We start from the raw sequence: 23,975 nt of genomic DNA, 5'->3' as shown, positions 1-23,975 counted from the left end.
CGACCCGGGATACGAGTGCGGGGGCGGACTGCTCATTTGCAGGCCCATCGCCTCCGCAAAACCGCTGCACCATGGCGGTTGTGCGCGGGAGTCCTTCGGGTCTGCCGGGTCACTCGTACCGGTTCGCCAACCTGCGCACAACGGCCACCCATTCGCCTGGCGACGATCCGCATCCAGGCGCTGGATCATACCAAGGCGTTAAAAGACTGCTTCGAGGTATGAGTGTCAGCCTCTGACCCGCGATTTAAAGTGGGTTGAAGACTGTCACCACCATGAGGTTGCCATGAAAATCAAACAGCTTTTGTGCACGATTTCCCTCGGCGCATCCTGCATCGCGAACGCGGCGCAATTTTCCCTTTCCAGCACTGATATTGCTCAGGATCAGCCGCTGACCCGTCGTGAGGTTTTCAAGGGTTTTGGTTGCGATGGAGACAATGTGTCCCCCCAGCTCTCCTGGCGCGACGCACCTTTGGGAACCAAAAGCTACGCCATCACTGTATTCGATCCTGATGCCCCCACTGGCAGCGGCTGGTGGCACTGGACAGTGGTCAATTTGCCCGTTTCGATCACAAGCCTGCCGCGAGGCGTAGGTTCAAACCTGCCCTCTGGGGCGGTGCAGGGGCGCACCGATTATGGTCAACCCGGGTTTGGCGGCGTTTGTCCCCCAGCCGGTGACAAACCCCATCACTACCAATTTACGGTGTGGGCTTTGAGGGCCGAGACGTTGCCACTGGACGCACAGGCCAGCGGGGCGCTGGTGGGGTATTTGCTCAATGCCAATGTGTTGGCCAAGGCGACGATCACACCCACCTACCAGCGATGACAATGAGTGGCCTGCTGCGCTGGCCACACCCATTCCTGAGCTCGATTTCGACCCGGCGGGCCGGGGGCTCGCCTCATGATGAGGCGGGCGCATAGCCTGGCAGCGAGAAGCACAGGCTTGCGCCTTGTCCCGGTTCGCTTTCAGCCCAGATGCGCCCTCCATGCGCCTCGATGATCGAGCGACATATCGACAGCCCCATGCCCATACCTTCGGGTTTGGTGGTGAAAAAGGGATGGAACAGTTTGGGCAGGTTCTGCGGGGGGATCCCAGGACCGTTGTCCTGGATTCGCAACAACACGGCATGACTCGGCGCGGTTTCCAGCAGGATCGAAAGTCTTCGCCCACTTGACTGGATGCACGACAATGCCTGCAAAGCATTCAACAGCAGGTTGATGATGACCTGCTGCAACTGAATGCGATCGCCGTGGACCCACAAGCCCTCACTACGGGGCTTGATGTCGATGCTGACCTTATGTCGCTTTATCTCCCGGCGAGTGAGCAGCAGCGCTTCGTGCACCATCTCCTGGAGATCTATCGACAGGTATTGGGGTTCGGATTTTCGCGCCAGCGCTCGAATTCGGCGGATGACTTCACACGCGCGATGAGCTTCTTTCGTGATGCGATGGAGAGAGCCGGATACCTCGACGAAGTTGGGTTCTTCGCGGTTGAGCCACCGCAAGCCGGCCTCAGCGCTGCTCGACACCGCAGAGAGTGGCTGATTGACTTCATGGGCGATGGACGCCGCCATTTCGCCCAGGATCGTGACGCGGGTGGCGTGTGCCAACTGGGACTGTGCCTGATGAAGCGCCTCTTCCGCTCTTTTGGCTTCGGTGACATCCATCAGCGCACCGAGGTACTCGCAATCACCGGAGCAGTCACCTGTGAGCTGTGCCAGCAGGCGCACATTCTTGCAGCGTCCATCGGGCATCACCAACCTGAACTCCGTTTCCAGGCAGGCATGTCGGTCACAAATCCCCTGCATCAGGTTTTCCAGGTCGCCCATGTCGCTGGGATGGGTGCGCGAGATCATCTGCTGCAAGGTCGGCTGCCGGGGCTCGTCGAACTCGAATATCCGCCGAGCCTCTTCAGACCAGTCCAGTTCCGCTTTGGGCATCTTCAGCGCCACGCTACCGGTGCGGCTCAGGCGCTGGGCCCCGGCCAAAAATGCCTTGCTACGGTGCAGCAACTGCACCTGTTGCTGCAGAGCTTCTCTGGATGCCTTGTTCTTCAACGCCAGGATGGCGCTGATGGTGATCGCGGCCAGACTCACCAGGCAACGTGCAAAAGGCGCGGCCAGCCATGCATCGTCGTGGGAAAACACAAACGCGGCCAGCGTCAGCAAAGCGCAAGCCAACGAGACGGCCTGCATGCCTCGGTAAGAAAACAGGTCGCTGGAAATCAATATCACGGCGACGTACAGCACGGCGATCGCCACATCCAGCGAGCTTAACCAGTCGACCAGAAAAATAACCAGCGTGAGCGTGATCGCTCCAAGCCTGAGCATCCAGACATACGGGGCCGTATTGATCGTGGAGCGATGCATGGGCGATACCAATGGGGCCATATTCTTTTCACCTGCTTGTAGGCCTAGCTCAGGGCGGGAATTTAACAGCCCACCTGCGCCATTAGATACTCATACATAGGTTGGTAGCACCTGTTACGCCCGGTCGCTTCACTGCGCTGGTGGTCGGTTCAGGGGCGACGGGAGTGGAGGTCGCCTGCGAACTTCCCGCTCGGCTGCGTGCCGTGGCTGACAGCTGCGATGGTTCGGGAATCGTTGACCCGGTGCGGGTTATCCTGGCGGATCGCGGCCCGCAGATTGCTCGTGGCCTGGGCGGTGGCCAACCCGTCATCGAGCGCGCATGCCGCGAACTGGGCATCGAATTGATGACAGACTTCGACCTCGCCTCGGTGGACAGCAACGGTGCAACCCTGGTGGACGGGCGCCGCATAGAGGCTTCAACGGTCATTTGGTGTGCGGGCCTGAGGGCCAATGAACTGACACACTGCGCAGAGGCAAGTCATGACAGTCAGGGTCGGCTCAACGTCGATGAGTACATGCGCGTGCCCGGCATCGATCACCTGTTCTGTGCGGGCGATGTTGCCAACGCCTTGATCGATGGCGAACGTCCTTAGGTGATGTCCTGCCAGCATGCACGCCCCATGGGCCGCTTCGCCGGACATAACGCGGTGAACGAACTGTTCGGCCTGCCCATGCAACCGCTGTGCATCGACTGGTACACCAACATCGTCGACCTGGGTCCCTGGGGCGCCGTCTATACACAGGGTTGGGATCGAGAGGTTGTTGCAGAAGTCGAGCAAGCCAAAAACACCAAATCAGTGATCAACCGCCAGCGGATTTACCCGCCTCGCCAAGGTGGACGGGAGCAAATATTGGCTGCAGCAAACCTCGACCTGCAACGTCCACCGCAACTCAAGCCGATGGCAACGACCGGGCTCGTCATGCTGCGCAACGCCCCCCTTCGCTCGGCACGAAGTGGACCAATGAAAAACCAGACTAGTGGATCAAGACCGTGCCCCACCGCGGCTCTAGACTCGGTCACCGTCAGGATGAGCCGCTTCCACCAATTTGAGGCCATCCCCTTTTTCGTCCCTAAGGAGCCTCCATGTCTCGTGCAAATTGGTTTGAAGTATCCCCGGGCGCGGCGAAAGCCATGATGGGTCTGCACAACTACATCACCACTGGCACGAACCTGCCGCCCTCGTTGATCCATCTGGTCTTTCTGCGGGTATCGCAAATCAACGGCTGCGCCTATTGCATCGACCTGCATTCCCGAGACCTGATCAAAGAGTACATGTCGGTAGACAAGGTGCTGTTGGTACCGGCCTGGCACGAAGCGGCGTATCTGTTCTCCGATCAGGAACGCGCCGCCTTGGCTTTTGCAGAAGAAGTCACGCGGGTGGGAGAAACCCACGTGTCCGACGAAGCCTATGCGGCGGCCTCGGCCGTCTTCGAACCCCGGGATCTGGTGGACCTCACGGCGACCATCGCCGCCATGAATGCCTTCAATCGAATGGGCATCACGTTCCGGTTGAAGCCTGCCGCCAAAGCCTGATGCTCCTGATGGTGTCCCATCCTCACCCAGCCGCCCCACCGTTTTGTAGTGGGGTGACTGCGGCAGGTGTTGGCCACCGTCGAACACCCATTCAGCGCAATGAATGGCTGCCTCCACGCGCTCATTCACGCATCGCCTTGGCTCACTGATAACCTTTTCGTATGATTGACAGCCCCCGCTATCGTGGAATGTCCAGTCGTGAGCCCCTCACCGAAAAGTGCGACCCCAACTCCCGCGCCGATGGGTGGCAGCAAGGGCAGCCTGAGCGACGCAGTCAGCCGGCTCTCGTGGGACGATCTGCGCATCGTCAAGACGCTCAGTGATTGCGGCAACCGCGCCGACACCGCGAAGAAACTCGGTATCAATGTGTCGACCGTCTCGCGCCGGGTGGCTCAGGTCGAGAAGACGCTGGGGGTGACGCTGTTCGATCATCGTCGCTCCGGCTACATGCTCACCGCTGAAGGCGCGGAGCTGCGGGCGCTGGCCGAGCGCGTGGAGCTTGATATCGTCAGCGTTGCCCGGCGTGTATCGCGTACCGATCAGGGGCCGCTGGGCAAACTGCGCATCACCACCAGTGATTCGCTGCTGCTGTACTTCCTCACCCCGATCATTGCGGATTTCAAGGCGCAGAACGAAGGGATCACCATCGAGGTGCTGGTGGGCAACCAGACCTTGAGCCTCGCCCGCGACGAATCAGACATCGCCATCAGGGCAACCAGAAAACCCTCGGAAAGCCTGGTGGGACGCAAGCTCGCGAACATCGCCTGGGCGGCCTACGGCAGCACAAGGATCGCGCCCGCTGCGCAGCCTTTTGCCGAAGGCCAGCCGTGGGTGTCCTACTCCTCCGCCTTGGAGGGTCTGAAGGCAACGCCCTACGTCGACAACCGAGTCGAACCCCACTGCATTTCCTACCGCACCGATTCGGTCGCGGCGGCGAGCGTTGCGATCGCCGCCGGCCTGGGGTTCGGGTTTCTGCCTTGCATGCTGGGTGATATCACGCCCGGGCTGGTGCGCGTCGGCCCGGTTGTGCCGGAGCTTCAGGACGAGCTGTGGCTGCTCACCCATCAGGACATTCGCAAATCGGGCCGGGTCAAGGCGTTCATGAGGTTTTGCACCGCCGCAGTCGCCGAACGCAAGCCCTTGGTCGAAGGCCAGTTGAGTCTCCCGGTCACCTGAAGCGCAACCGGGAGCCCTGCTCAGTCGGCTTTCGCGCCAATGACCGCCTTGCAGACGATTTCAATCAGCTGTGAGCGCTGCGCCAGCCTCGACACGCCGATGATGTTGCTGGCGCATTGGGGTCGTTCGCTGGCGAAGGCCGCCTTGCGCACGGGCCCGACCACGGCAAATGCCGCGTCCATGTCCAGCACGTAAAGGGTCTCTTCAACGACGTCCTGCAGTGTTGCCCCGTAAAGCGCCAGCAACTTTGAAATGTTGTCGTAAGACACGCGCATCTGTTCCCCCATCACGGAGAAATCGCTCGGCTTGCCGTTCTCATCCAGCGGCGCAGGAGCGACCAGGTTGCCGTCTTCATCGTGGTTGAACTGGCCGGAAATGTAGATCTCGTTCCCCACCCTTCTCGCCTGCGGATAGCCATAGCTTTCCTCCCATGGCACGCCCCAGTAAGCGGTCTTTTCATTGAACGGTTGTGAAGCTGACATAGCACTCTCCTGACGCTTGTCAGACTGCCTGTTGACGACAGCCCAAGTGGTTGGTGAGGCAGAGACTAGCAGCGCGAATCGATTTCGATGCTCGCATTTTTGCGCCTGTCTTGGCGCATTTATGCGCCAAATAGTGAACGGCTGATCCGTTAATTTGTGACTCGGCCGACACCCCGGCAGGTGGTGGCCGACCTCGCCAATTCTTCATGTCGAACAAGGGAATCACGATGAAGAGTGACACATGCGCTGCGCCCATCAATGCCCTGTCCACGGCCACCGGCCCGCTGAAACCCTGGCAGGAAAGAAAGGCCAAGCGATTGATGCTGGACCACCTGGACACGGGTATTTCGGTCACCCGACTTGCGGAGGCCTGCGCATTGTCGCGCAGTCATTTCACCCGCAAGTTCAGGCAAAGCACGCAGGTGCCGCCCACGCAATGGCTGCGTCAACAGCGGATCAGACGGAGCAAGCAACTGCTGCAATCCTCGACGATGCTGCTGACGCAGATCGCCCTGGAATGCGGATTCTGTGATCAATCGCACTTCTGCCGGATCTTCTCCCAGGCCGAGGGGATGACGCCGCTGAACTGGCAACGCAGGAGGCTGGCGGTGGCCTGAGCTTGAGGATCGCCCGAAGAACAGCGGTATGAAAAACGGGCGCCGAGGCGCCCGTTTTCATGTGATGGATGAGGCGCTCCCCTCACCCATTGCCCTTCAAGCCTGGCCGTCCTTGGCCAGCATCGCTTTCGGAATCAGCAGGATCAGCGCACAGCTCACCAGCAGGCAGGCCCCCAGCACATAGGTGCCGTTGTTGATGTCGCCGGTCAGTGTTTCGGCCGTGGCGGTGATCATGGAACCGGTGAACCCCGAGAGGTTGCCGATGGCGTTGATCATGCCAATGCCCGCCGCGGCGGCCACGCCCGACAGCACGGTGCCCGGCAATGTCCAGAAGATCGGCATCAGGCTCAGCAGGCCGGAGGCGGACACGCTGAGGAAGAAGATCGACACCGGCAGGTTGTGGGCGAAAATCGCGCTGCAGATCAGGCCGATCCCGCCGATGAACGCTGGAATGGCCGCGTGGTAGCGGCGCTCGCCGGTTTTGTTGGAGTGCCAGGCGTTGAGGGTCATGGCGACGATGGCCGTGGCGTACGGAATCGCCGTCAGCAAACCGATGTGCAGGGTGTTGGAGATACCCGTGGCCTTGATGATGGTCGGCATCCAGAACGCCAACCCGTAGAAACCGGTGTTGAAGGTCAGCAGGATCAGCACCAGCAACCACACGCGCCCGTTGAAAATCACGTCCCGAAGGCTGGAGGCCTTCGAAGTGTTATCGCGGTCGAGGTTGTTCTTGAGCATGTTCTTTTCAGCGGCCGTCAGCCACTTGGCGTTGTCGATCTTGTCGACCAGCAAGGTCACCACGATGACGGCCATGATCAGCGACGGGATGCCTTCGATGATCAGCATCCACTGCCAGCCGGCCATGCCGTGCACACCCTGCATCGCCCCCATCAACCACCCGGACAGAATCCCGCCCAGGGTCAGGCTGATCGGCATGGCCATCAGGAAGCCCGCCATGACCCGGCTCTGACGGTGCGTCGGGAACCAGTAGTTGAGGTAGAGAATCACCCCCGGGAAGAAACCGGCTTCGCAGATCCCCAGCAGGAAGCGCAGCACGTAGAACATGGTTTCCGATTCGATGTGGAAGAACTTGGCCAGCGGCACGGTAAACGCGACGGCCATGGAGACGATGCTCCAGCTGATCATGATGCGGGCGATCCAGAGCCGCGCGCCAAAGCGATGCAGGAACAGGTTGCTGGGGACTTCGAAGAGGAAATAACCCCAGAAGAAAATGCTCGCACCCAGGGCGTAGACGGTGTTGCTGAATTGCAGGTCGTTGAGCATGTCGAGCTTGGCAAAGCCGATGTTGACCCGATCCAGGTACGCCGCCATGTAGCAGAACAGCAGGATCGGCAGGATGCGCAGGATGACCTTGCGGTAGGTACGATCCTCGGAGGTAAGCTCCGCCGAGCCCTCTCCTGCGAGAGGACGCTGAGATACTGATTCCATGTGTTGACCTCAAGGCATGTCGTCATGCCGATTGTTTTTGTTTTGGCTTGCGACCTTGAGTTCCCTGGAGTGACCTGAGCCCATCGGCAGGGATAAAAGGAATCTGCAAGTTAGCCTGTTACCGGTAACATTTTTAATTTAGCCATTAGTTCCGGGGCAAAGCAAGCCGCCCCGGTTAAAAAAATTCAGGTGCTTTCGCGCGCCAGGATTTTGAATTCGACGACGTCGGACGCCCGCGGACGTGGCAGTCCAAGGCGCTGTGCGTCGGCACTGGCCACCAGCAATTCACCGGCGCGCCGGCCGATGCGATAGGGATCGACCGAGACGGTGGTGATGGTCGGCGTGCAATAGCGCGAGACTTCGAAATCACCGAAACCGGCGATCGCGATGTCATCGGGGACGCGTCGCCCCTGTCGATGGCACTCCATGATGGCGCCGAACGCCGACAGGTCACTGACGCACATGACCGCCTCGGTGTCCGGCCACTTTTCCAGCAGCCGTTTCACCGACTCGCCACCATGGCTCATGGTGATGGGCGACTCGCCATACTCCATCACCCGAGGCTCCCCTGCCCCCAATGCCGCGACCGCCTGGAGGTAGCCTTGCTGACGTTGCTGGCCACGGTGGTCGAGTACCGAGGCACCGCCGATGTAGCCAATGCGCCGGTAGCCTTGCCGATGCAGGTGTTCGTAGAGTGCGGCGGCGGCGGCCACGTTGCTGAACCCCACCGATTGCTCGATAGGGTCCTCTGGAATGTCCCAGGTCTCGACCACGGGCACTTGTGCCTGGCGCAGCAGTTTGCGGGTTTCGTCCAGGTGCGCGCTGCCGGTCAGCATCACCCCCACCGGCCGATGGCGCAACAGCGTGCGGACCAGCAAGGCTTCCTGCTCCAGGTGGTAATCGGTGTCCCCCAACAGCAGGCACAGGCCGTGTTCGCTGACGGCATCATTGAGACCGCGCACGGTGTCGGCAAAGTTCGAGCTCGCCAACGACGGCACCAGCGCCACGATGAATTCCGAGCGCCCGGTGGCCAGGGTGCCCGCCGAGGCATCAGGCAGATAACCGAGGGTTTCAATCGCCTCGTGGACAAGCTTTTGCGTGCGCTCCGACACATCGCGACCGGCCAGGACCCGGGACACCGTCATCTTCGAGACACCGGCCAGTTTGGCGACGTCGGCCATGCGCGGCGGCGTGGTGGTTTTGCCTGAATCCTCGTAACTCATGAACGTCCTGTCTTCCTGAAAATGACCGGCGGACCCTGGAAATCAACGCCACCAACACGGATGGGCGCTGATTATACATGGGCGCCGACGGGCCTACCTCTGCTCGTTGCAAGGGAGCTCCACGCGCCTTCAAGCACGATATTGGCGCTTTACAAAAAGAAAATGTTACCGGTAACATCAAATCATTCGAACACCCGCTGGGGTGATTCACTTTCCGTCGATACGCTTCTAACAAGAGATAAAATCATGCCTGACAACACGCTTCGGCCCCTGCGCAGCCAACAATGGTTTGACGATCCCGATCATGCCGACATGACTGCGCTCTACGTCGAACGCTTCATGAACTACGGCATGACGCGCGAGGAGTTGCAGTCGGGCCGGCCCATCATCGGCATCGCCCAAACCGGCAGCGATCTGGCACCGTGCAACCGCCATCACCTCGAACTCTCGCAGCGCACCAAGGCGGGCATTCGCGATGCCGGGGGCATTCCGATGGAGTTCCCCGTGCACCCGATGGCCGAACAGACCCGCCGCCCTACTGCCGCACTGGACCGCAACCTGGCTTACCTGGGCCTGGTGGAGATTCTTCATGGCTTCCCGCTCGATGGCGTGGTGCTGACCACGGGCTGCGACAAGACCACGCCCGCCTGCCTCATGGCGGCGGCGACGGTGGATATACCGGCGATTGTGCTGTCGGGCGGGCCGATGCTCGACGGTCACCACAAAGGCCAGTTGATAGGCTCTGGCACGGTGCTGTGGCATGCGCGCAACCTGCTGTCCAGCGGTGAGATCGACTACGAAGGTTTCATGGAAATGACCACGGCGGCCTCGCCTTCGATTGGGCACTGCAACACCATGGGCACCGCGTTGTCGATGAACGCGCTGGCCGAGGCCCTGGGCATGTCGCTGCCCGGCTGCGCGAGCATTCCGGCGGCCTACCGTGAACGCGGGCAGATGGCCTATGCCACGGGCAAGCGCATCGTCGACATGGTCCGCCAGGACATTCGCCCGTCGCAGATCATGACCCGCGAAGCCTTCGAGAATGCCATCGCCGTGGCCTCGGCGCTGGGAGCCTCGACCAATTGCCCGCCGCACCTGATCGCGATCGCACGGCACACCGGCATCGACCTCAGCCTGCAAGACTGGCAACGCATCGGCGAAGACGTGCCCCTGCTGGTCAACTGCATGCCCGCCGGCAAATACCTCGGCGAAGGCTTCCACCGCGCCGGCGGCGTACCCGCTGTGATGCACGAACTGAAGAACGCCGGGCGGCTGCATGAAGCCTGCGCCACCGTCTCGGGCAATACCATTGGCGAGATCGTCAGCAACGCCGCCGCCAGCGACCCGGATGTCATCCACGCCTACGAAGATCCGTTGATTCAACGCGCCGGGTTCATCGTGTTGAGCGGCAATTTCTTCGACAGCGCGATCATGAAGATGTCGGTGGTCGGCGAGGCCTTCCGTAAAACCTATTTGTCCGAACCCGGCGCGGAAAACAGTTTCGAGGCCAGGGCCATCGTGTTCGAGGGACCCGAGGATTATCACGCGCGCATCAACGACCCCGCGCTGGACATCGACGAGCGCTGCATTCTGGTCATCCGGGGCTGCGGCACCGTGGGTTATCCCGGCAGCGCCGAGGTGGTCAACATGGCCCCGCCTGCCGAGCTGATCAAACGCGGCATCGACTCCCTGCCCTGCCTGGGTGACGGGCGTCAGAGCGGCACTTCGGCCAGCCCGTCGATTCTCAACATGTCTCCTGAAGCGGCGGTGGGCGGCGGTATCGGTCTGCTGGAAACCAACGACCGGCTGCGCATCGATTTGAATGCGCGCCGGGTCGATCTGCTGGTGGATGAAAGCGAAATGGCCCGCCGCCAGGCCGCGTTCAAACCGACCGTTCCCGCGTCGCAAACACCGTGGCAGGAAATCTACCGGCAGCAGGTTGGCCAGCTCTCGACCGGTGGCTGCCTGGAGCCCGCGACCCTGCACCTGCGGGTCATCGCGCGCAGCGGCAATCCACGTCACTCCCACTGATCCGCCACTTTTGCAAAGGTTTTTGTCCATGTCCCAACCTTCCGCTGTATCGACCCTGTCGGCGTTGAACGTGCCGGCTCAAGACCTCGCTCAAGGCACCTGGATCAGTCGCGCCTGGATTCCCGGTGCCCATGCAGGGCCCGCCGTCGTCCTGCTCAAGGACGGGCAAGTCCATGACATCAGTGCCCGGGTGGCGACCGTTTCGGCACTGCTCGAACTGGATGATCCGGTGGCTTACCTGCGCAGCTTGCCGTTGCAGGCGCCGTTGATCGGTTTTGACGACCTGCTGATCAACAGCGATGCGGCCGTTCGCGACGACACACGGCCGTGGCTGTTGGCGCCGATCGACCTGCAAGCGGTGAAAGCCGCCGGGGTGACTTTCGCCACCAGCATGCTCGAGCGCGTGGTCGAAGAGCAGGCCAAGGGCGACCCGGCCAAGGCCGACAGCATTCGTGCCACCCTGACCGAGAGTATCGGCGCTGACCTCGGCGACATCGTGCCGGGATCCTCCCAGGCTGCCGCGCTCAAGGAAGTGCTGATCAGCCAGGGCATGTGGTCGCAGTACCTCGAAGTGGGCATCGGCCCGGATGCCGAGATATTCACCAAGGCCCAGCCGTTGTCCGCGATGGGCTACGGAGCGGACATCGGTATTCATCCGAAGTCCAGCTGGAACAACCCCGAGCCGGAAGTGGTGCTGGCGGTGAACAGCCGTGGCCAGGTTCAGGGGGCGACGCTGGGCAATGACGTCAACCTGCGCGATTTCGAGGGGCGCAGCGCGTTGTTGCTGTCCAAGGCCAAGGACAACAACGCGTCGACCGCACTTGGCCCCTTTATCCGGCTGTTCGATGAAACCTTCGGAATCGAGGACGTGCGCTCGGCGGAGGTCGCACTGCGTGTGGTGGGCAAGGAAGGGTTCATCATGGACGGCAGCAGCTCCATGAACCAGATCAGCCGCGACCCGCTGGACCTGGTGGCGCAAACACTCAACGAGAACCATCAATACCCGGATGGCTTCGTGCTGTTCCTCGGCACCCTGTTTGCCCCCAAGCAGGACCGCGATCTGCCCGGTGGAGGCTTTACCCATAAAGAGGGTGACCTGGTCGCCATCAGCAGCGCCAAGCTCGGCACGCTGGTCAACCGGGTAACCACCAGTGACCGCGCGCCGGCCTGGCAGATGGGTTATCGCGCCCTGCTCGACAACCTGCACGGCCGTGGCCTGGTGGCTGCCGCGATCAAGCCCCGCTAGTCAAGACGAGAATGCCCATGAACGCCTACACCGGACACAACTTCATCAATGGCGCGCGCAGCGCCAAGGGACAGTCGCGCCTGCACAGTTTCGACGCCAACACGGGTCAGGAACTGCCGGGTTTCTTCAGTGAAGCCACGCAAGAGGAAGTGGACGCTGCCGCCCAGGCGGCGGCAACGGCTTACCCGGCTTACCGTGCCTTGCCGGCCAGTCGACGCGCGGCCTTTCTCGATGCGATCGCCGATGAGCTCGACGCCCTGGGTGACGAATTCATTGCGACGGTCTGCCGCGAAACGGCTTTGCCGGCCGGGCGCATTCAAGGGGAGCGCGCCCGCACCAGTGGTCAGATGCGCCTGTTTGCCAAGGTGCTGCGACGGGGTGATTTCTACGGTGCACGCATCGACCGTGCCCTGCCCGATCGCCAACCCCTGCCCCGCCCCGATCTGCGCCAGTACCACATCGGGATCGGCCCGGTCGCCGTATTCGGCGCCAGCAATTTCCCCCTGGCCTTCTCCACCGCCGGCGGCGATACCGCCGCCGCGCTGGCGGCGGGTTGCCCCGTGGTCTTCAAGGCCCACCCCGGCCACATGGCCACGGCCGAGTGGGTCGCCCTGGCAATCATCCGCGCCGCCGAACAGACGGACATGCCGGCCGGTGTCTTCAACATGATTTACGGCGGTACGGTCGGCGCCTGGCTGGTGCAGCATCCGGCGATCAAGGCGGTAGGCTTCACCGGGTCGCTCAAGGGAGGCCGGGCACTGTGCGACATGGCGGCGGCACGACCCGAACCGATTCCGGTGTTCGCCGAAATGTCGAGTGTCAATCCGCTGCTGGTACTGCCCCAGGCCCTGAAAAACCGGGGTGCAAAGGTGGCGGCCGAGCTCTGCGCCTCGGTGGTTCAAGGGGCCGGACAGTTCTGTACCAAACCGGGCATGGTGATCGGCATACGCTCACCCGAGTTCGACGCGTTCGTCGATGAGCTCGCCCGGCAGATCAACGCGCAGCCGACCCACACCATGCTCAACGCCGGCGGCCTGTGCAATTACGCTGACGGTCTGGCGCACTTGCATCATCATCCGCAAATCCATCATCGGGCGGGACAACCGCAAGTCGGAGGTCAGTCTTGTCCGCAGTTGTTCGAAGCGGATGCCCAACTGCTGATCGACCGTGACGAGTTGCTGCAGCATGAAGTGTTTGGCCCGGTGGTGGTCGTGGTGGCGGTCGATGATCGGCAGCACCTGCAGCAAGCGCTGCACGGTTTGCAGGGGCAACTGACGGCAACCTTGATTGCCGAGCCTGCGGACCTGGACGCCTTTGCCGAATTGATTCCCGTGCTGGAACTGAAGGCCGGTCGCCTGTTGATCAACGGCTACCCGACCGGTGTCGAGGTGTGCGATGCGATGGTTCATGGCGGGCCCTACCCGGCCACCTCGGATGCCCGAGGCTCGTCGGTGGGAACGCTGTCGATCAACCGTTTCCTGCGGCCGATCTGCTTCCAGAACTACCCTGACCGCTTGCTCCCGGACGCCTTGAAAAACGCCAATCCTCTGGGGATTCTGCGCCTGGTAGACGGCGTCAGTACCCACGAAAGCCTGAGTGAATGAGGCGACGGGCCAGACGAAGACGTGAATGACAACGGGCGCCAAGGCGCCCGTTTTGATTTCAGCCTTGAAACTCGCCAGCCGGAAAAACATCCCCTTCGATGTGATAGACCTGCGGTTCCTCCGAGAAATAGTTCTCCAGGCCCATCATGAACTGCCGGTGGTCTTCACTCTCTTCGAAGCCCGGCGTGTGATCCTCCAGTGAGGCCCAGCGCACGATCAGGTTGAACAGCTGGGGGTTTTCAATCCCTTGCGCGAGCATATGACCGCCGTAGCCCTTTGCGCGAGTGAGTAACGGTGCGACCTCGGCGAAGGCGCGTCTGAACTGATCGACGCGCTCCTTGTGTACCGGCAGCAGCGCAATTTCATAAATCATGGCGTTTTCCTCTGACAGGACTTGAACGGTTGAAAGCCCGCGCTTACGGGATGAGCGACGGCTCGACTGCAATCGCGATTTTTCCCTGAAGGCCGTTGTTGGGGCTCTCCAACCGAGCGTGGGCGAGCGCCAGGTCGGCCAGCGAATAGACCGCGCCGACGTGGGGCCGCAGTTGACCACGCTCGACCAACGCGCTCAGTTCATCCAGCTTGCCGCGGTTCTGCCGAGTAAACACGAAGTGATAACTCGCGTTCTTGCCCCAGGCCTGAACCAGGTTCTGCGGCTTGGCAATGTCCACGATCGAGACCACGCGGCCCAGTTGAGCCAGCACGTCGGGGCTGCGCGACAAGGTGTCGCCGCCGATGGTGTCGAACACCACATCCACGCCTCGGCCGCCGGTTTCGCGCAGGATGGCGTCAACGTAATCCTCCTGTTCGTAGTCGATGAGCACATCGGCACCCAGGCTGCGTGCGAACTCGGCGTTCGCTTCGCGCACGGTCGTGAACACCCGCGCCCCGATGGCTTTTGCCAACTGGATCGCGACATGACCGACGCCTCCCGCGCCGCCGTGGATGAGGATGCTTTCCCCCACTTTGAGCGCGGCACGCACGGTCAGGGCTTCCCACACCGTCCCGCCCACCAGGGTCAGACTTGCCGCCTCCAGGTGGCTGAGTGACGGCGGCTTGCGGCCGATGATGCTCTCGTCTGCCACGTGGTACTCGGCATAGCTGCCTGGCCCGTCGAAGATTTGCGGCGTGTACCAGACTTCATCCCCCGGGACGAAGCTCTTCACACCCGGCCCGACGGCTTCGACCACACCCGATACGTCATGGCCGGTGATGGCCGGCAGCGGCACCAGGTCCGCGTAGTCGCCGCGTCGTACCTGATAATCCAGGGGGTTGATGGAGGTCGCATGGACCCGCACCAGGACTTGTCCGGCACCCGCCACTGGCTTGGGCACCTCGCAAAGCTCGAAAGATTCCGGGCCACCAAATGAGTTGAGCATCATCGCTTTCATTGCAAAATCCTCGTATCGATAAAAAGGGATATCGAGATATTTCGATATCCTGGGGCAAAAAATTTACAGATCTTTCCCTATGATCTCGGCCAGTGCACTGATGGTTGCTTCGTTGCGCTTGTAGTAGGTCCACTGACCGATGCGCCTGACTTCGACCAGGCCTACCCGTTGCAGTGTTGCCAGATAACCTGACACCGTGGACTGCGAGAGCCCGATACCCTCCTGGATACTGCTGACGCAGACGCCCACCGTGAGAACGTCACCTTCATCCTGTGGAGGGAAATTCTTTACGGGATCCTTCAGGCCTTTCAGGATTTGAAGGCGTGTCGGATTCGAGAGGGCTTTGAAGATTTCGAGTAATTCCATACGCCGAGGATATCGAGATTTTTAGATATGTCAATACGAACGTCGCCATTCAAATTCTGTTTGCCGGAAAACTTGGAATTGACCCGCGCGCCCTCATAACGATGAACACACCCACCGTCCCCAAGAGGAACGACAGCTCATGACCGCTCAAACCGAAACCGCCCTTCTCGCCGGCGGCTGCTTCTGGGGCATGCAGGATCTGCTGCGGCGTTATCCCGGCGTGCTGCACACGCGAGTCGGCTACACCGGCGGCGATGTACCCAACGCCACGTATCGCAACCATGGCAACCACGCCGAAGCGATCGAGATCGTCTTCGACCCTGCCGTGATCAGCTACCGGCAGATCCTCGAGTTCTTCTTCCAGATCCACGACCCGAGCACGCCCAACCGCCAGGGCAACGATCTGGGCCCGAGCTATCGTTCGGCGATCTATTACCTGAGCGAGGCGCAACGTGATATCGCCGAGGACACCGCTGCCGACGTCGATGCGTCCAAGCTGTGGCCAGGCCGCGTGGTCACCGAGATCGAACCGGCCGGGCCGTTCTGGGAAGCGGAGCCGGAGCACCAGGATTACCTGGAGCGCATCCCGAATGGCTACACCTGCCACTTCATCCGCCCGAACTGGAAACTGCCCAAGCGCGCCTGAGTCTCGGGCGCCCCGCTTCACGCGGGTGCGGCGTTGAGGTGAGTGCTTGTGCCCGAAAGCAGCCTATTGGCAGGCTGCTTTTCCCCTTTCTCGGCCTTTGCTGTCGGCGGGGCTGAGAAACCGACAGCCGTGGTCTTTGCGCTGAACGATATGCGTGGCAGCTTCAAGCCTGTGTGAAGCCTGAAAAGAAAACTCGATCTGATTATTGACCGATCATTCCAATATTTTTATGATCCGCAAATGGCCAGACCTAAAGAATTCGACATTGATGTAGCCCTCGACGCAGCGGTCGAAGTATTTCGCGAGCATGGTTTCGCCGGTACCTCGGCACAAATGCTGACCACCGCCATGCGCATCGGCAAACAAAGCCTCTACGACACATTTGGTGGAAAGTGGCCGTTGTACTGCTCGGCCCTGGAAAAATATGGCGCCGCTGAAACGGCTGAGCATGTCGCCAGGCTTGAAGGCAGCCCCAGCGCTCTCGAAGGTCTGGAGCGGATGCTCGAACGTGTGGTGGAACAAGCCCGGCGACCGTGTCTGGGCGTCAGTTCCATCAACGAGTTCGGCGATCAGCAGGAAGAACTGATCAAGATCCGCAAAGCTGCTGGCCGGGCGTTGCGTACGGCATTGTTGAATTGCATCGGCGAAGCGAAAGAGGCCGGCGATCTGGCGGCCGACCTCGATCCGGATCATGCCGTCGCGTTTGTATTGGCCAACGTGGCCGCGATTCGCCTTGCGGCGCGGGGCGGCGCGGAACCGGCCGAATTGCGCGCCTTGGCTCGCCTCGCTATCAAGGCTCTGAAATGAGCCCCTTTTTTTGCCTGATTCTGGAATGATCGTTCAATAACGAGGTTCAAAACATGAAAGCCATTGTCATGACCCAACCGGGTGGCTGCGAAGTCATCAAATACGTTGACCTTCCAACACCCGTACCAGGTGAGGGCCAGGCACTCGTTGCGGTGGCCGCCGCAGGCGTCAACTTCATGGACATCGGTGCCAGGCAGGGCACTCTCTGGCACTACATGCCCTGCCCCAGGCTCCTCGGGGTGGAAGGCGCCGGCCGGGTACTCGCAGTGGGTGAAGGGGTCGAGGGCCTCTCGCCCGGACGACGCGTCGCCTGGGTGTACGCCCCCGGCAGCTATGCCGAGCAGATCGTCATCAGCGCATCCGCTCTGGTGCCGGTGCCCGACGACATCGATGACCGCACCGCCGCTGCCGTAATGATGCAAGGACTGACGGCCAGCCACTTCGCGACCGACTTCTACCCTGTTCAACCCGGTGACATTGCGTTGGTTCACGCCGCGGCGGGCGGCCTGGGGCTGCTGCTGACGCAGATGATCAAACTCAGGGGAGGACAGGTCATTGGACGCGTCTCTTCCGCTGACAAGATCGCGGTTGCCAGGCAAGCGGGAGCGGACCATGTGATCGTGGATTCGCAAGGGAACTTCGCTGAAGAGGTGCTGCGCCTTACCGACGGCGAAGGCGTCCATGTGGTCTATGACGGCTCCGGCCCGAAGACCTTTCAAGGTTCGCTCGATTCGTTGCGGATATCAGGCACGTTCTGCTGGTACGGCCCGGTACTGGGCGCGCCGGCACCGTTGGACATCATGAGCCTGCCCAAGAGTATCAAGATCGGTTACGCGGCCTTCATGCACCATGTTCGGACTCCGCAACTGCTGCGGTCCCGAGCAGCCAGACTCTTCGAGCTGATTTCGACCGGCCAACTCAATGTCCGGATCGGCGCAGAGTATCCCTTGGCGCAAGCGGCAAACGCTCACGCCGATATGGAAAGCAGAAACACGACAGGCAAATTGCTGTTGATTCCGTCGCGGCTGGACGACTGAGTACGGGCTATCGAGGTATTTCCATTGGTAACCCCCCCAGACGCCATCTCGGCCCCTCAAAATATTTGAACCGCTTCGGAACGCGCTCGCCTAAAGATCAGCGTGTGGATAATCCCACAGGCACTGTGTCAATACCGGCACACTCCGAGAGGTGGTCAACGTGGCTAAAGACGAGAAGAAAAGCAAAGGCGAGTCTTCAAAAGCCAGCAAGGAATTGAAAGACAAAAAATCATCACCGACCAAGAAAGCAGCCGCGGCATCGGCTCTTTCCAAATCTTCCGAAAAGAAAGACAAGAAGAAAGATGCCGAACCCAAGAAGTCTGCAAAAAAAGCTGATAGCAAGCCAGAAAAGGCCAAGAAATCAGAAAAAGCAGACAAGCCGGCGAAAAAGAAAAAGTGACCTCTGCTGTCTGCCAGGGCTTTACGCCCTGGCAGCATCATGCGGTCGATGCAGCAAATTGGCTGACTCGTTCAGCGGACGTTTCGAAGTCTGGTGTTTTTCCAAGGCCGCCATTTAGCTGCCTTGCCGAACCAGCACACGGCCACCACCCCCAGCACCGTGGTCAGCACGGCTAGGAGCAGAATCACCCGTTGCGCCCCCAGCGGTGCGGCCAGCAGCGCCACCAGCAAACCGGCCAGGGGTTGCGACAGGTTGTTGAGCAAGGTGATCACGCCAACGGTCTTGCCAAAATCCCGGGGCGCGATCACCCGCTGGCGGATGCTGCGCATGTAGACGTTGAACATCTTGTCGAAGCCGACGATCAGCAGGAAACCCGCTACATAGGTGCCCAGGCTTGAGCCCAGCGCACAGATGAACGCGCCGGCGGCGATCATCGGATAGGCGACGCCACCCAGTACCCGCAGGGGCAGCACCACCCGGGCGAGGAAGAACAAAATCATGATGGTGATCACCGCACCGGCGGCCTGCAGCCCGGCGTAGACGTCCTTGGAGGCGCTGAACTGACCGATCACCATCGCCGCGGAGGTGGCCAGGGTGACCCCGACGATCAGGTTGACGCCCACGGCCAGAATGATGATCTTTTTCAGTTCCGGTTGTTCACGGATATGCCCGAAGGCAATGCGCAGGGGCTGCAACCAGATGTCCCGATGCTGCTCGAACACCTCCAGGGTGATACGACTGAAGCGTTGCCACACCCGCATGGCCAGGTCCGCGAGCAGAAACAGCCCCGCGATCCACAGCACCACCCAATGCCAGGCCCAGACCTCCAGCAGGAGTGCCGCCGCCAGTGGCCCGAGGACCAACCCGGTCTGGTCGGCGATCTGTGAGTACGACAAGGTCCTGGTGTAGCTGTAGTGCTGGAAGATGTGCGGCATCAGCACTTCCCGGGCCATGATGCCCTGGGTGGTCAGCACCCCGCACAACGCCGAGAGCGCCACCAGCCAGGCGATACCGCCGAAGAGTACATACAGCGCCACCGCCAGCCCACAGAGAAGTGCCCGGTAAACCTGGCTGATGTGCAGAATCCGTATGGGCGAGAACTTGTCGCACAAGGCCCCGCACACCGGAAATGCGAGAAAGCGCGGCAACGATTCGACGAAAAATGCCAGCCCGGCCCAGGAGGCACTGCTGGTGGTCTGAAACACCACCAGCGGCACAATGAACAGCAGGATCTGATCGGCCAGCCTGGACAGAAACAGCGAAATGAAAAAAGCCAGGTAATCCTTGCGCATGGTGACTTCCTGTCGATAAGCGGGTCGCGTCGAATGCAATCGGGTCAATTTCAGGAATGACGCACCCTGGTTATCAGGCGTTGCGAGGCATCCCTGCGGCCCTTCTACGATTCAACCGGGGGCCGGGCAGGCAATGATGCCGTCATTCGAGCATGGCAGACCTCAAGTATTTCATCGGCCAGCGCAGAATCATCCGGACACGCCCGCGACAACATGATCGCACCGACAGCCTGGGCCAGTATTTCTATCATCTTCTTTCTACCCTCTCCCGGCGGCGCATCGAGTCCCGACGGGTACTTGTCCCCCAGCGTTTGTAACGTGCGCTCTATGCCTTCGGCGAACGTCGCCTTCAGGTGATCGGACTGGCGCGCCGCGTCGCCGCACAAGGCCGCCATCGTGCAGCCGCTGCCACGGCCGTCGCGGTGATCCCTCGACACGTAGGCGTCGATGAACGCCTGGACATCAATCACTTCGGCACCGGCCAGCGACCGGGAAAGGCTGCCGGCACACGCCTCGACCATCAAGTCAGCCTTCGAACCGAAGTGCTTGTAGAAACCTCCATGGGTGAATCCCGCCGCCGCCATAAGATCCGCCACGCCTATGCCGTCAAAACCTTGCTCGCGAAACACCGCTGAGGCCGTTTCGACGATGTGTTCCCGATTGGCCTGGGCCTGAGCTTTGCTGACTCTCACGTGCATCACCTCGTGTGTGCTCAAAATCCTGGGTCAATGATACATAGATGTCGATCATAATCATATTCGTTGACAGTTTAGATTTCGATCATCATCCTAATGACAAGCGGCCTGACTCCCAACACCGCTTCTCACCCGGTATGACCGATCAAGCGCCGCGTTTTCGCGCTCAACCCCTATCACTGTTCCCGAGCAAGAGATAACCCCATGAACAACCGTCCTACCGTTCTCATCACTGGCGCTTCCACCGGCATCGGCGCGGTATATGCCGAGCGTTTCGCCCAACGCGGGCACGATCTGGTCCTGGTGGCGCGCGACCATGTTCGCCTGCAGACACTGGCCACGAAGTTGCGCAGCGAACACAGCGTCGCTATCGATGTGCTTCAAGCGGACTTGACCCAACTCAGCGACCTGGTGAAGGTCGAAGCGCGCCTGCGTGACGACGCCAGCATCGGCATCCTGGTCAATAACGCGGGCGCCGCGCAGTCGGGCACGTTCATCGAACAAAGCACCGACAGCGTCGCGCACCTGGTCGCCCTCAACACAACGGCGCTGGTCCGCCTGGCCAGTGCTGTCGCTCCACGCCTGGCCAAAGCGGGCAACGGCGCCATTATCAACATCGGCTCGGTCGTCGGCCTGGCGCCGGAGTTCGGCATGTCGGTCTACGGCGCGACCAAGGCGTTCGTGCTGTTCCTTTCCCAAGGCCTCAGCCTGGAGCTTTCACCCCAGGGCGTTTATGTGCAGGCCGTGCTGCCCGCAGCCACCCGCACGGAAATCTGGGACCGTGCCGGTATCGACATCAATACCCTGAACGAGATCATGGAAGTGGGGGATCTGGTCGATGCCGCCCTGGTGGGCTTCGACCGTCGCGAGCCGGTGTCCATTCCGCCCCTGCAGGAAGCCGAACGCTGGGACGTCCTGCAAACCGCGCGTCAGGGTCTGCTGTCGGAGCTCAAGCAGTCCGTTGTTGCGCAACGCTACCAGACCAAGGCGTGACGTTTTCACTCCGCACGCAGTAACGATGCCGACGCGGAGGTTGCCGCCAAGACGCAGGCATTTCTCGACGCTTGGCAGCCTTGGCGCCTCGACAGCACTGCGCTGTCGGGGGCCTGCCCCGTTTTTTTCATTCCCACTGACTCGAGCACCCGAACCATGAAGGCATTTTTTATCGACCACTACGGCAAACAGAACGGGACGATTGGCGAAGTGCCTGACCCGGCGGTCGGTGTGCATGACGTCCTGGTCCAGGTGCACGCCACCAGTGTGAACCCGTTGGATTCGAAGATCAGAACGGGTGAGTTCAAACTGATCCTGCCCTACTCGTTCCCCTTGGTTCTGGGCAATGACCTGGCGGGCGTCGTGGTGCGCACGGGCTCGGCGGTGAAACGATTCAAGCCCGGCGACGAAGTCTATGCGCGCCCTCCCGAGGACCGTATCGGGACCTTTGCCGAACTGATCGCCGTCAACGAAAACGCGCTCGCGCTCAAACCCACCCGTCTGGACATGGCCGAAGCCGCCTGCATCCCTTTGGCCGCCCTGACGGCCTGGCAAGTGCTGGTTGAGACCGCTCGGCTGAAAAAAGGCCAGAAGGTGTTGATTCACGCCGGCTCCGGCGGCGTCGGGACGCTGGCCGTCCAGCTTGCCAAACACCTCGGCGCCTATGTGGCGACCACCACCAGCACGGCGAATGTCCAGTGGATGAAAACACTCGGCGCGGATGTGGTCATCGATTACACACAGCAGCATTTCGAGCATGAGCTGCATGATTATGACGTGGTGTTGAACAGCCTCGGCAACGATGTCCTGGAGAAGTCGATCGAAGTGCTCAAGCCTGGCGGTCAGCTCATTTCCATTTCCGGCCCGCCGACCGCGCAATTCGCCCAGGAACAGGGCTTGCCCTGGTGGCTGCGAGCCGTCATGCGCCTGCTCAGCCGCCGGATTCGAAGCAAGGCACGCAAGCGCGGTGTCCGCTACACCTTTTTGTTCATGCGCGCCAATGGCGCACAGTTGCAGGAAATCACCGCGCTCATCGACGCAGGCGCCATCAAACCGGTCATCGACCGTACCTTCCCGGTTGAATCGGCAGCCGATGCGTTGAGGTATGTCGAACAGGGCAGATCAAAAGGCAAAGTGTCCATCACAATCAAGTAAGCGCCCTGTGAACATGTCAGTCGATAACGTAAAGGCGGCCGATCGACAGACGCCGGCACCTGAACCGCAGGAGCGCCCGTGTTGCCTGAGCGTTTTTCGCGAGCAGGCTCACTCCCACAAAGTTGCTTTATATAGCAAGCCAACTAACAACATGAGTTGGTCGTCGCCAAGTTTCCTCATGACTGCATAATTTTCGTCTAACGTGAATGGGTGCCTTGCCTGCCCCCACTTCCACTATTGGAGTTCAATTATGAAAACCATCGCTTGCTGGCTCCCGATAATGTTTACAAGTCTGTTGCTTGGCGCCTGTGTACCCTTCGATGCCGGCAGCGGTGGAGCCGGCGAGATGGAGATTCGATCCGGGAAGATTGAACAAATCACCCAGACCCAGATGCAGACCAATCACGATAGCGGTATTGGCGCGATACTGGGCGGTGTGGGTGGTTTAGGCATTGGAAGTTTGATCGGCCGTGGCACCGGCCGGGATGTTGCGATGGTGGCCGGTGCTCTGGCGGGTGCGGTGGGCGGTAACTACGCGGAGAAGAAACAATACGATCAACCCAGGGACGCACAGCAGATCATCGTCCGTACGAACAGTGGTGTATTGGTCTCGGTGACCCAACCCGTCAATCCTTCGCTGACCAAAGGGATGAACGTGTATGTCGAAGGATCGGGCAGCGAAGCCAAAGTGGTGCCGCAGGGTTAACGCTCGTTTTCGTTCGCCGTGTCAGCCGCCAGGCGCAGCTCGTCGTTGGCCTGGCTGAGCAGATCCTTTGCCCGGGCCGCGTGGCCGCCAAGGCGTGAGTCATTGTCACGCTGGGCCTCCCCCACCAGTCGCCACCCAGCATCCATTTCTTGACCATGTCCGACCCTCTCTTCATTAATGAAACAGTTGATGATGAGCTTGACTTCTGCGTTACGACCGCCAATTAAAACGACATCGGATTTCAAATAAAACTGCTTTATCGCACTTGCAGCTATTGCCAGACGAAATAAAGCCCGGAAAACAAAAACCCAAGTAAATCGGTCAACTTTCAGCCTCTTGCGCGGATTAACGAATTCCTTCTGCCGCTTGTCTGAAATTCGACTCATTTGCAAAAACGCTGACTATTTTTATTTTTCAGTCGTCTGGGCGTTGGCCATTAAGGGAGTTATCCAATGCGAACTCTGAAAGTACTGTGCATTGCATCGCTGTTAACCGCAGGCTTGATTGCCCCTGCGACTATCGTCCATGCCGAAGGCGATATTGCCAAAGACGTCAGGGATGGCGTTCGGGACGTGGATAAAGATGTCGAGCGCGACGGCAAAGACATCGATGAAGAGGCCAAGAAACTGGACAAAGAGCGGCATAAAGAAGATCGCCACCTGGATAAGGAAGAGAAGAAACACCTTTGATGTGCCGCCGTTGATGCATCTGGAACCTGCCGTGCGGATGTATTGAATGACAGCTGTCATACCCAGCCCT

27 protein-coding genes are annotated in these 23,975 nt (G+C 60.5%); 17 read left to right on the top strand and 10 right to left on the bottom strand.

The genetic code is table 11. The features are described 5' to 3' along the window. The first annotated feature begins 283 nt into the window (after positions 1-283). The gene (locus QIW53_RS22580) at positions 284-823 is read left to right on the top strand and encodes a YbhB/YbcL family Raf kinase inhibitor-like protein (RefSeq protein WP_371051794.1); all 540 of its coding nucleotides are present in this window, start codon (positions 284-286) and stop codon (positions 821-823) included. 73 nt (positions 824-896) lie between these two features. On the opposite strand, the gene QIW53_RS22575 is transcribed toward QIW53_RS22580, so the two are convergent. Beyond that, positions 897-2,387 (bottom strand): sensor histidine kinase, encoded by a 1,491-nt coding sequence (locus QIW53_RS22575; RefSeq protein ID WP_371051793.1) that lies wholly within the window; start codon positions 2,385-2,387, stop codon positions 897-899. 119 nt (positions 2,388-2,506) lie between these two features. Here QIW53_RS22575 and QIW53_RS22570 point away from each other — a divergent pair, with 119 nt between their 5' ends. The 4 genes from QIW53_RS22570 to QIW53_RS22555 all read left to right on the top strand — a co-directional run bounded on the left by QIW53_RS22570 (position 2,507) and on the right by QIW53_RS22555 (position 5,076). Further along, complete coding sequence (locus QIW53_RS22570; RefSeq protein WP_371051842.1) at positions 2,507-2,959, top strand: FAD-dependent oxidoreductase; 453 nt, start codon at positions 2,507-2,509, stop codon at positions 2,957-2,959. A gap of 54 nt (positions 2,960-3,013) precedes the next feature. Beyond that, positions 3,014-3,502, top strand: a complete 489-nt coding sequence (locus tag QIW53_RS22565; RefSeq protein ID WP_371051792.1) for a hypothetical protein — start codon at positions 3,014-3,016, stop codon at positions 3,500-3,502. Further along, positions 3,451-3,900, top strand: coding sequence for a carboxymuconolactone decarboxylase family protein (locus QIW53_RS22560; protein WP_371051791.1), 450 nt, complete (start codon positions 3,451-3,453; stop codon positions 3,898-3,900). Before QIW53_RS22565 ends, QIW53_RS22560 begins: the two co-directional genes overlap by 52 nt. Before the next feature lie 240 nt (positions 3,901-4,140). Continuing rightward, positions 4,141-5,076 (top strand): LysR family transcriptional regulator, encoded by a 936-nt coding sequence (locus QIW53_RS22555; protein WP_371051841.1) that lies wholly within the window; start codon positions 4,141-4,143, stop codon positions 5,074-5,076. Between the two features lie 20 nt (positions 5,077-5,096). On the opposite strand, the gene QIW53_RS22550 is transcribed toward QIW53_RS22555, so the two are convergent. Continuing rightward, positions 5,097-5,558, bottom strand: a complete 462-nt coding sequence (locus tag QIW53_RS22550) for a Rid family hydrolase (protein ID WP_371051790.1) — start codon at positions 5,556-5,558, stop codon at positions 5,097-5,099. 227 nt (positions 5,559-5,785) lie between these two features. Between QIW53_RS22550 and QIW53_RS22545 the strand changes: the two genes are divergently transcribed. Beyond that, entirely contained in the window at positions 5,786-6,175 is a 390-nt protein-coding gene (locus QIW53_RS22545) for an AraC family transcriptional regulator (RefSeq protein WP_371051789.1), read from the top strand. 96 nt (positions 6,176-6,271) lie between these two features. Here the strand turns inward: QIW53_RS22545 and QIW53_RS22540 are convergent, their stop codons facing one another. Further along, complete coding sequence (locus QIW53_RS22540) at positions 6,272-7,624, bottom strand: MFS transporter (RefSeq protein ID WP_201190560.1); 1,353 nt, start codon at positions 7,622-7,624, stop codon at positions 6,272-6,274. A gap of 185 nt (positions 7,625-7,809) precedes the next feature. Further along, positions 7,810-8,847, bottom strand: coding sequence for a LacI family DNA-binding transcriptional regulator (locus QIW53_RS22535; protein WP_371051788.1), 1,038 nt, complete (start codon positions 8,845-8,847; stop codon positions 7,810-7,812). A gap of 246 nt (positions 8,848-9,093) precedes the next feature. Between QIW53_RS22535 and QIW53_RS22530 the strand changes: the two genes are divergently transcribed. Genes QIW53_RS22530 through QIW53_RS22520 form a run of 3 tightly spaced genes read left to right on the top strand, consistent with a single transcriptional unit; the run spans position 9,094 to position 13,728 of the window. Beyond that, on the top strand, positions 9,094-10,878 hold the full coding sequence (locus QIW53_RS22530; protein WP_371051787.1) for an IlvD/Edd family dehydratase: 1,785 nt from the start codon (positions 9,094-9,096) through the stop codon (positions 10,876-10,878). A gap of 28 nt (positions 10,879-10,906) precedes the next feature. Next, positions 10,907-12,124: a fumarylacetoacetate hydrolase family protein gene (locus QIW53_RS22525; RefSeq protein WP_192304032.1), complete on the top strand. Its 1,218-nt coding sequence runs from the start codon at positions 10,907-10,909 to the stop codon at positions 12,122-12,124. A 17-nt stretch (positions 12,125-12,141) separates the two neighbouring features. After that, on the top strand, positions 12,142-13,728 hold the full coding sequence (locus QIW53_RS22520; RefSeq protein ID WP_371051786.1) for an aldehyde dehydrogenase (NADP(+)): 1,587 nt from the start codon (positions 12,142-12,144) through the stop codon (positions 13,726-13,728). A 58-nt stretch (positions 13,729-13,786) separates the two neighbouring features. Here QIW53_RS22520 and QIW53_RS22515 read toward each other — a convergent pair whose 3' ends face one another. The 3 genes from QIW53_RS22515 to QIW53_RS22505 form a co-directional block, all read right to left on the bottom strand. Continuing rightward, on the bottom strand, positions 13,787-14,101 hold the full coding sequence (locus QIW53_RS22515) for an antibiotic biosynthesis monooxygenase family protein (RefSeq protein ID WP_371051785.1): 315 nt from the start codon (positions 14,099-14,101) through the stop codon (positions 13,787-13,789). A gap of 43 nt (positions 14,102-14,144) precedes the next feature. Next, a complete protein-coding gene (locus tag QIW53_RS22510) occupies positions 14,145-15,119 on the bottom strand; it encodes a zinc-dependent alcohol dehydrogenase family protein (protein WP_371051784.1) in 975 nt (324 codons plus the stop codon). Positions 15,120-15,182: 63 nt separating this feature from the next. Then, positions 15,183-15,485 (bottom strand): ArsR/SmtB family transcription factor, encoded by a 303-nt coding sequence (locus tag QIW53_RS22505; protein WP_371051783.1) that lies wholly within the window; start codon positions 15,483-15,485, stop codon positions 15,183-15,185. A 139-nt stretch (positions 15,486-15,624) separates the two neighbouring features. Here QIW53_RS22505 and msrA point away from each other — a divergent pair, with 139 nt between their 5' ends. The 4 genes from msrA to QIW53_RS22485 all read left to right on the top strand — a co-directional run bounded on the left by msrA (position 15,625) and on the right by QIW53_RS22485 (position 18,375). Continuing rightward, on the top strand, positions 15,625-16,131 hold the full coding sequence (gene msrA, locus QIW53_RS22500) for a peptide-methionine (S)-S-oxide reductase MsrA (RefSeq protein WP_371051782.1): 507 nt from the start codon (positions 15,625-15,627) through the stop codon (positions 16,129-16,131). Positions 16,132-16,371: 240 nt separating this feature from the next. Further along, a complete protein-coding gene (locus QIW53_RS22495; protein WP_192304044.1) occupies positions 16,372-16,938 on the top strand; it encodes a TetR/AcrR family transcriptional regulator in 567 nt (188 codons plus the stop codon). A gap of 53 nt (positions 16,939-16,991) precedes the next feature. After that, the gene (locus QIW53_RS22490; RefSeq protein ID WP_371051781.1) at positions 16,992-17,975 is read left to right on the top strand and encodes a quinone oxidoreductase family protein; all 984 of its coding nucleotides are present in this window, start codon (positions 16,992-16,994) and stop codon (positions 17,973-17,975) included. 151 nt (positions 17,976-18,126) lie between these two features. Next, positions 18,127-18,375, top strand: coding sequence for a hypothetical protein (locus QIW53_RS22485; RefSeq protein ID WP_192304048.1), 249 nt, complete (start codon positions 18,127-18,129; stop codon positions 18,373-18,375). A 71-nt stretch (positions 18,376-18,446) separates the two neighbouring features. Here QIW53_RS22485 and QIW53_RS22480 read toward each other — a convergent pair whose 3' ends face one another. Next, the gene (locus tag QIW53_RS22480) at positions 18,447-19,667 is read right to left on the bottom strand and encodes an MFS transporter (protein WP_371051780.1); all 1,221 of its coding nucleotides are present in this window, start codon (positions 19,665-19,667) and stop codon (positions 18,447-18,449) included. A gap of 104 nt (positions 19,668-19,771) precedes the next feature. After that, positions 19,772-20,359, bottom strand: a complete 588-nt coding sequence (locus tag QIW53_RS22475; protein WP_371051779.1) for a TetR/AcrR family transcriptional regulator — start codon at positions 20,357-20,359, stop codon at positions 19,772-19,774. A 207-nt stretch (positions 20,360-20,566) separates the two neighbouring features. Here QIW53_RS22475 and QIW53_RS22470 point away from each other — a divergent pair, with 207 nt between their 5' ends. The 3 genes from QIW53_RS22470 to QIW53_RS22460 all read left to right on the top strand — a co-directional run bounded on the left by QIW53_RS22470 (position 20,567) and on the right by QIW53_RS22460 (position 23,216). Next, positions 20,567-21,355, top strand: a complete 789-nt coding sequence (locus QIW53_RS22470) for an SDR family NAD(P)-dependent oxidoreductase (RefSeq protein WP_371051778.1) — start codon at positions 20,567-20,569, stop codon at positions 21,353-21,355. 156 nt (positions 21,356-21,511) lie between these two features. After that, positions 21,512-22,510, top strand: a complete 999-nt coding sequence (locus QIW53_RS22465) for an NADP-dependent oxidoreductase (RefSeq protein WP_371051777.1) — start codon at positions 21,512-21,514, stop codon at positions 22,508-22,510. Positions 22,511-22,760: 250 nt separating this feature from the next. Then, positions 22,761-23,216 carry a glycine zipper 2TM domain-containing protein gene (locus tag QIW53_RS22460; protein ID WP_371051776.1) on the top strand — a complete coding sequence of 152 codons (456 nt, stop codon included), beginning with the start codon at positions 22,761-22,763 and terminating at the stop codon, positions 23,214-23,216. Here the strand turns inward: QIW53_RS22460 and QIW53_RS22455 are convergent. After that, entirely contained in the window at positions 23,213-23,602 is a 390-nt protein-coding gene (locus QIW53_RS22455; RefSeq protein ID WP_371051775.1) for a hypothetical protein, read from the bottom strand. The two genes, QIW53_RS22460 and QIW53_RS22455, sit on opposite strands and share 4 nt — an antisense overlap. 66 nt (positions 23,603-23,668) lie before the next feature. Here QIW53_RS22455 and QIW53_RS22450 point away from each other — a divergent pair, with 66 nt between their 5' ends. After that, a complete protein-coding gene (locus tag QIW53_RS22450; RefSeq protein WP_371051774.1) occupies positions 23,669-23,905 on the top strand; it encodes a hypothetical protein in 237 nt (78 codons plus the stop codon). Positions 23,906-23,975: the final 70 nt, after the last annotated feature.

Source organism: Pseudomonas fluorescens, from assembly GCF_041354075.1.
GTDB classification, from domain to species: domain Bacteria; phylum Pseudomonadota; class Gammaproteobacteria; order Pseudomonadales; family Pseudomonadaceae; genus Aquipseudomonas; species Aquipseudomonas fluorescens_CE.
The sequence above is the reverse complement of the archived record's forward strand: the minus strand, read 5'-3'. Positions and strand labels throughout refer to the sequence as shown.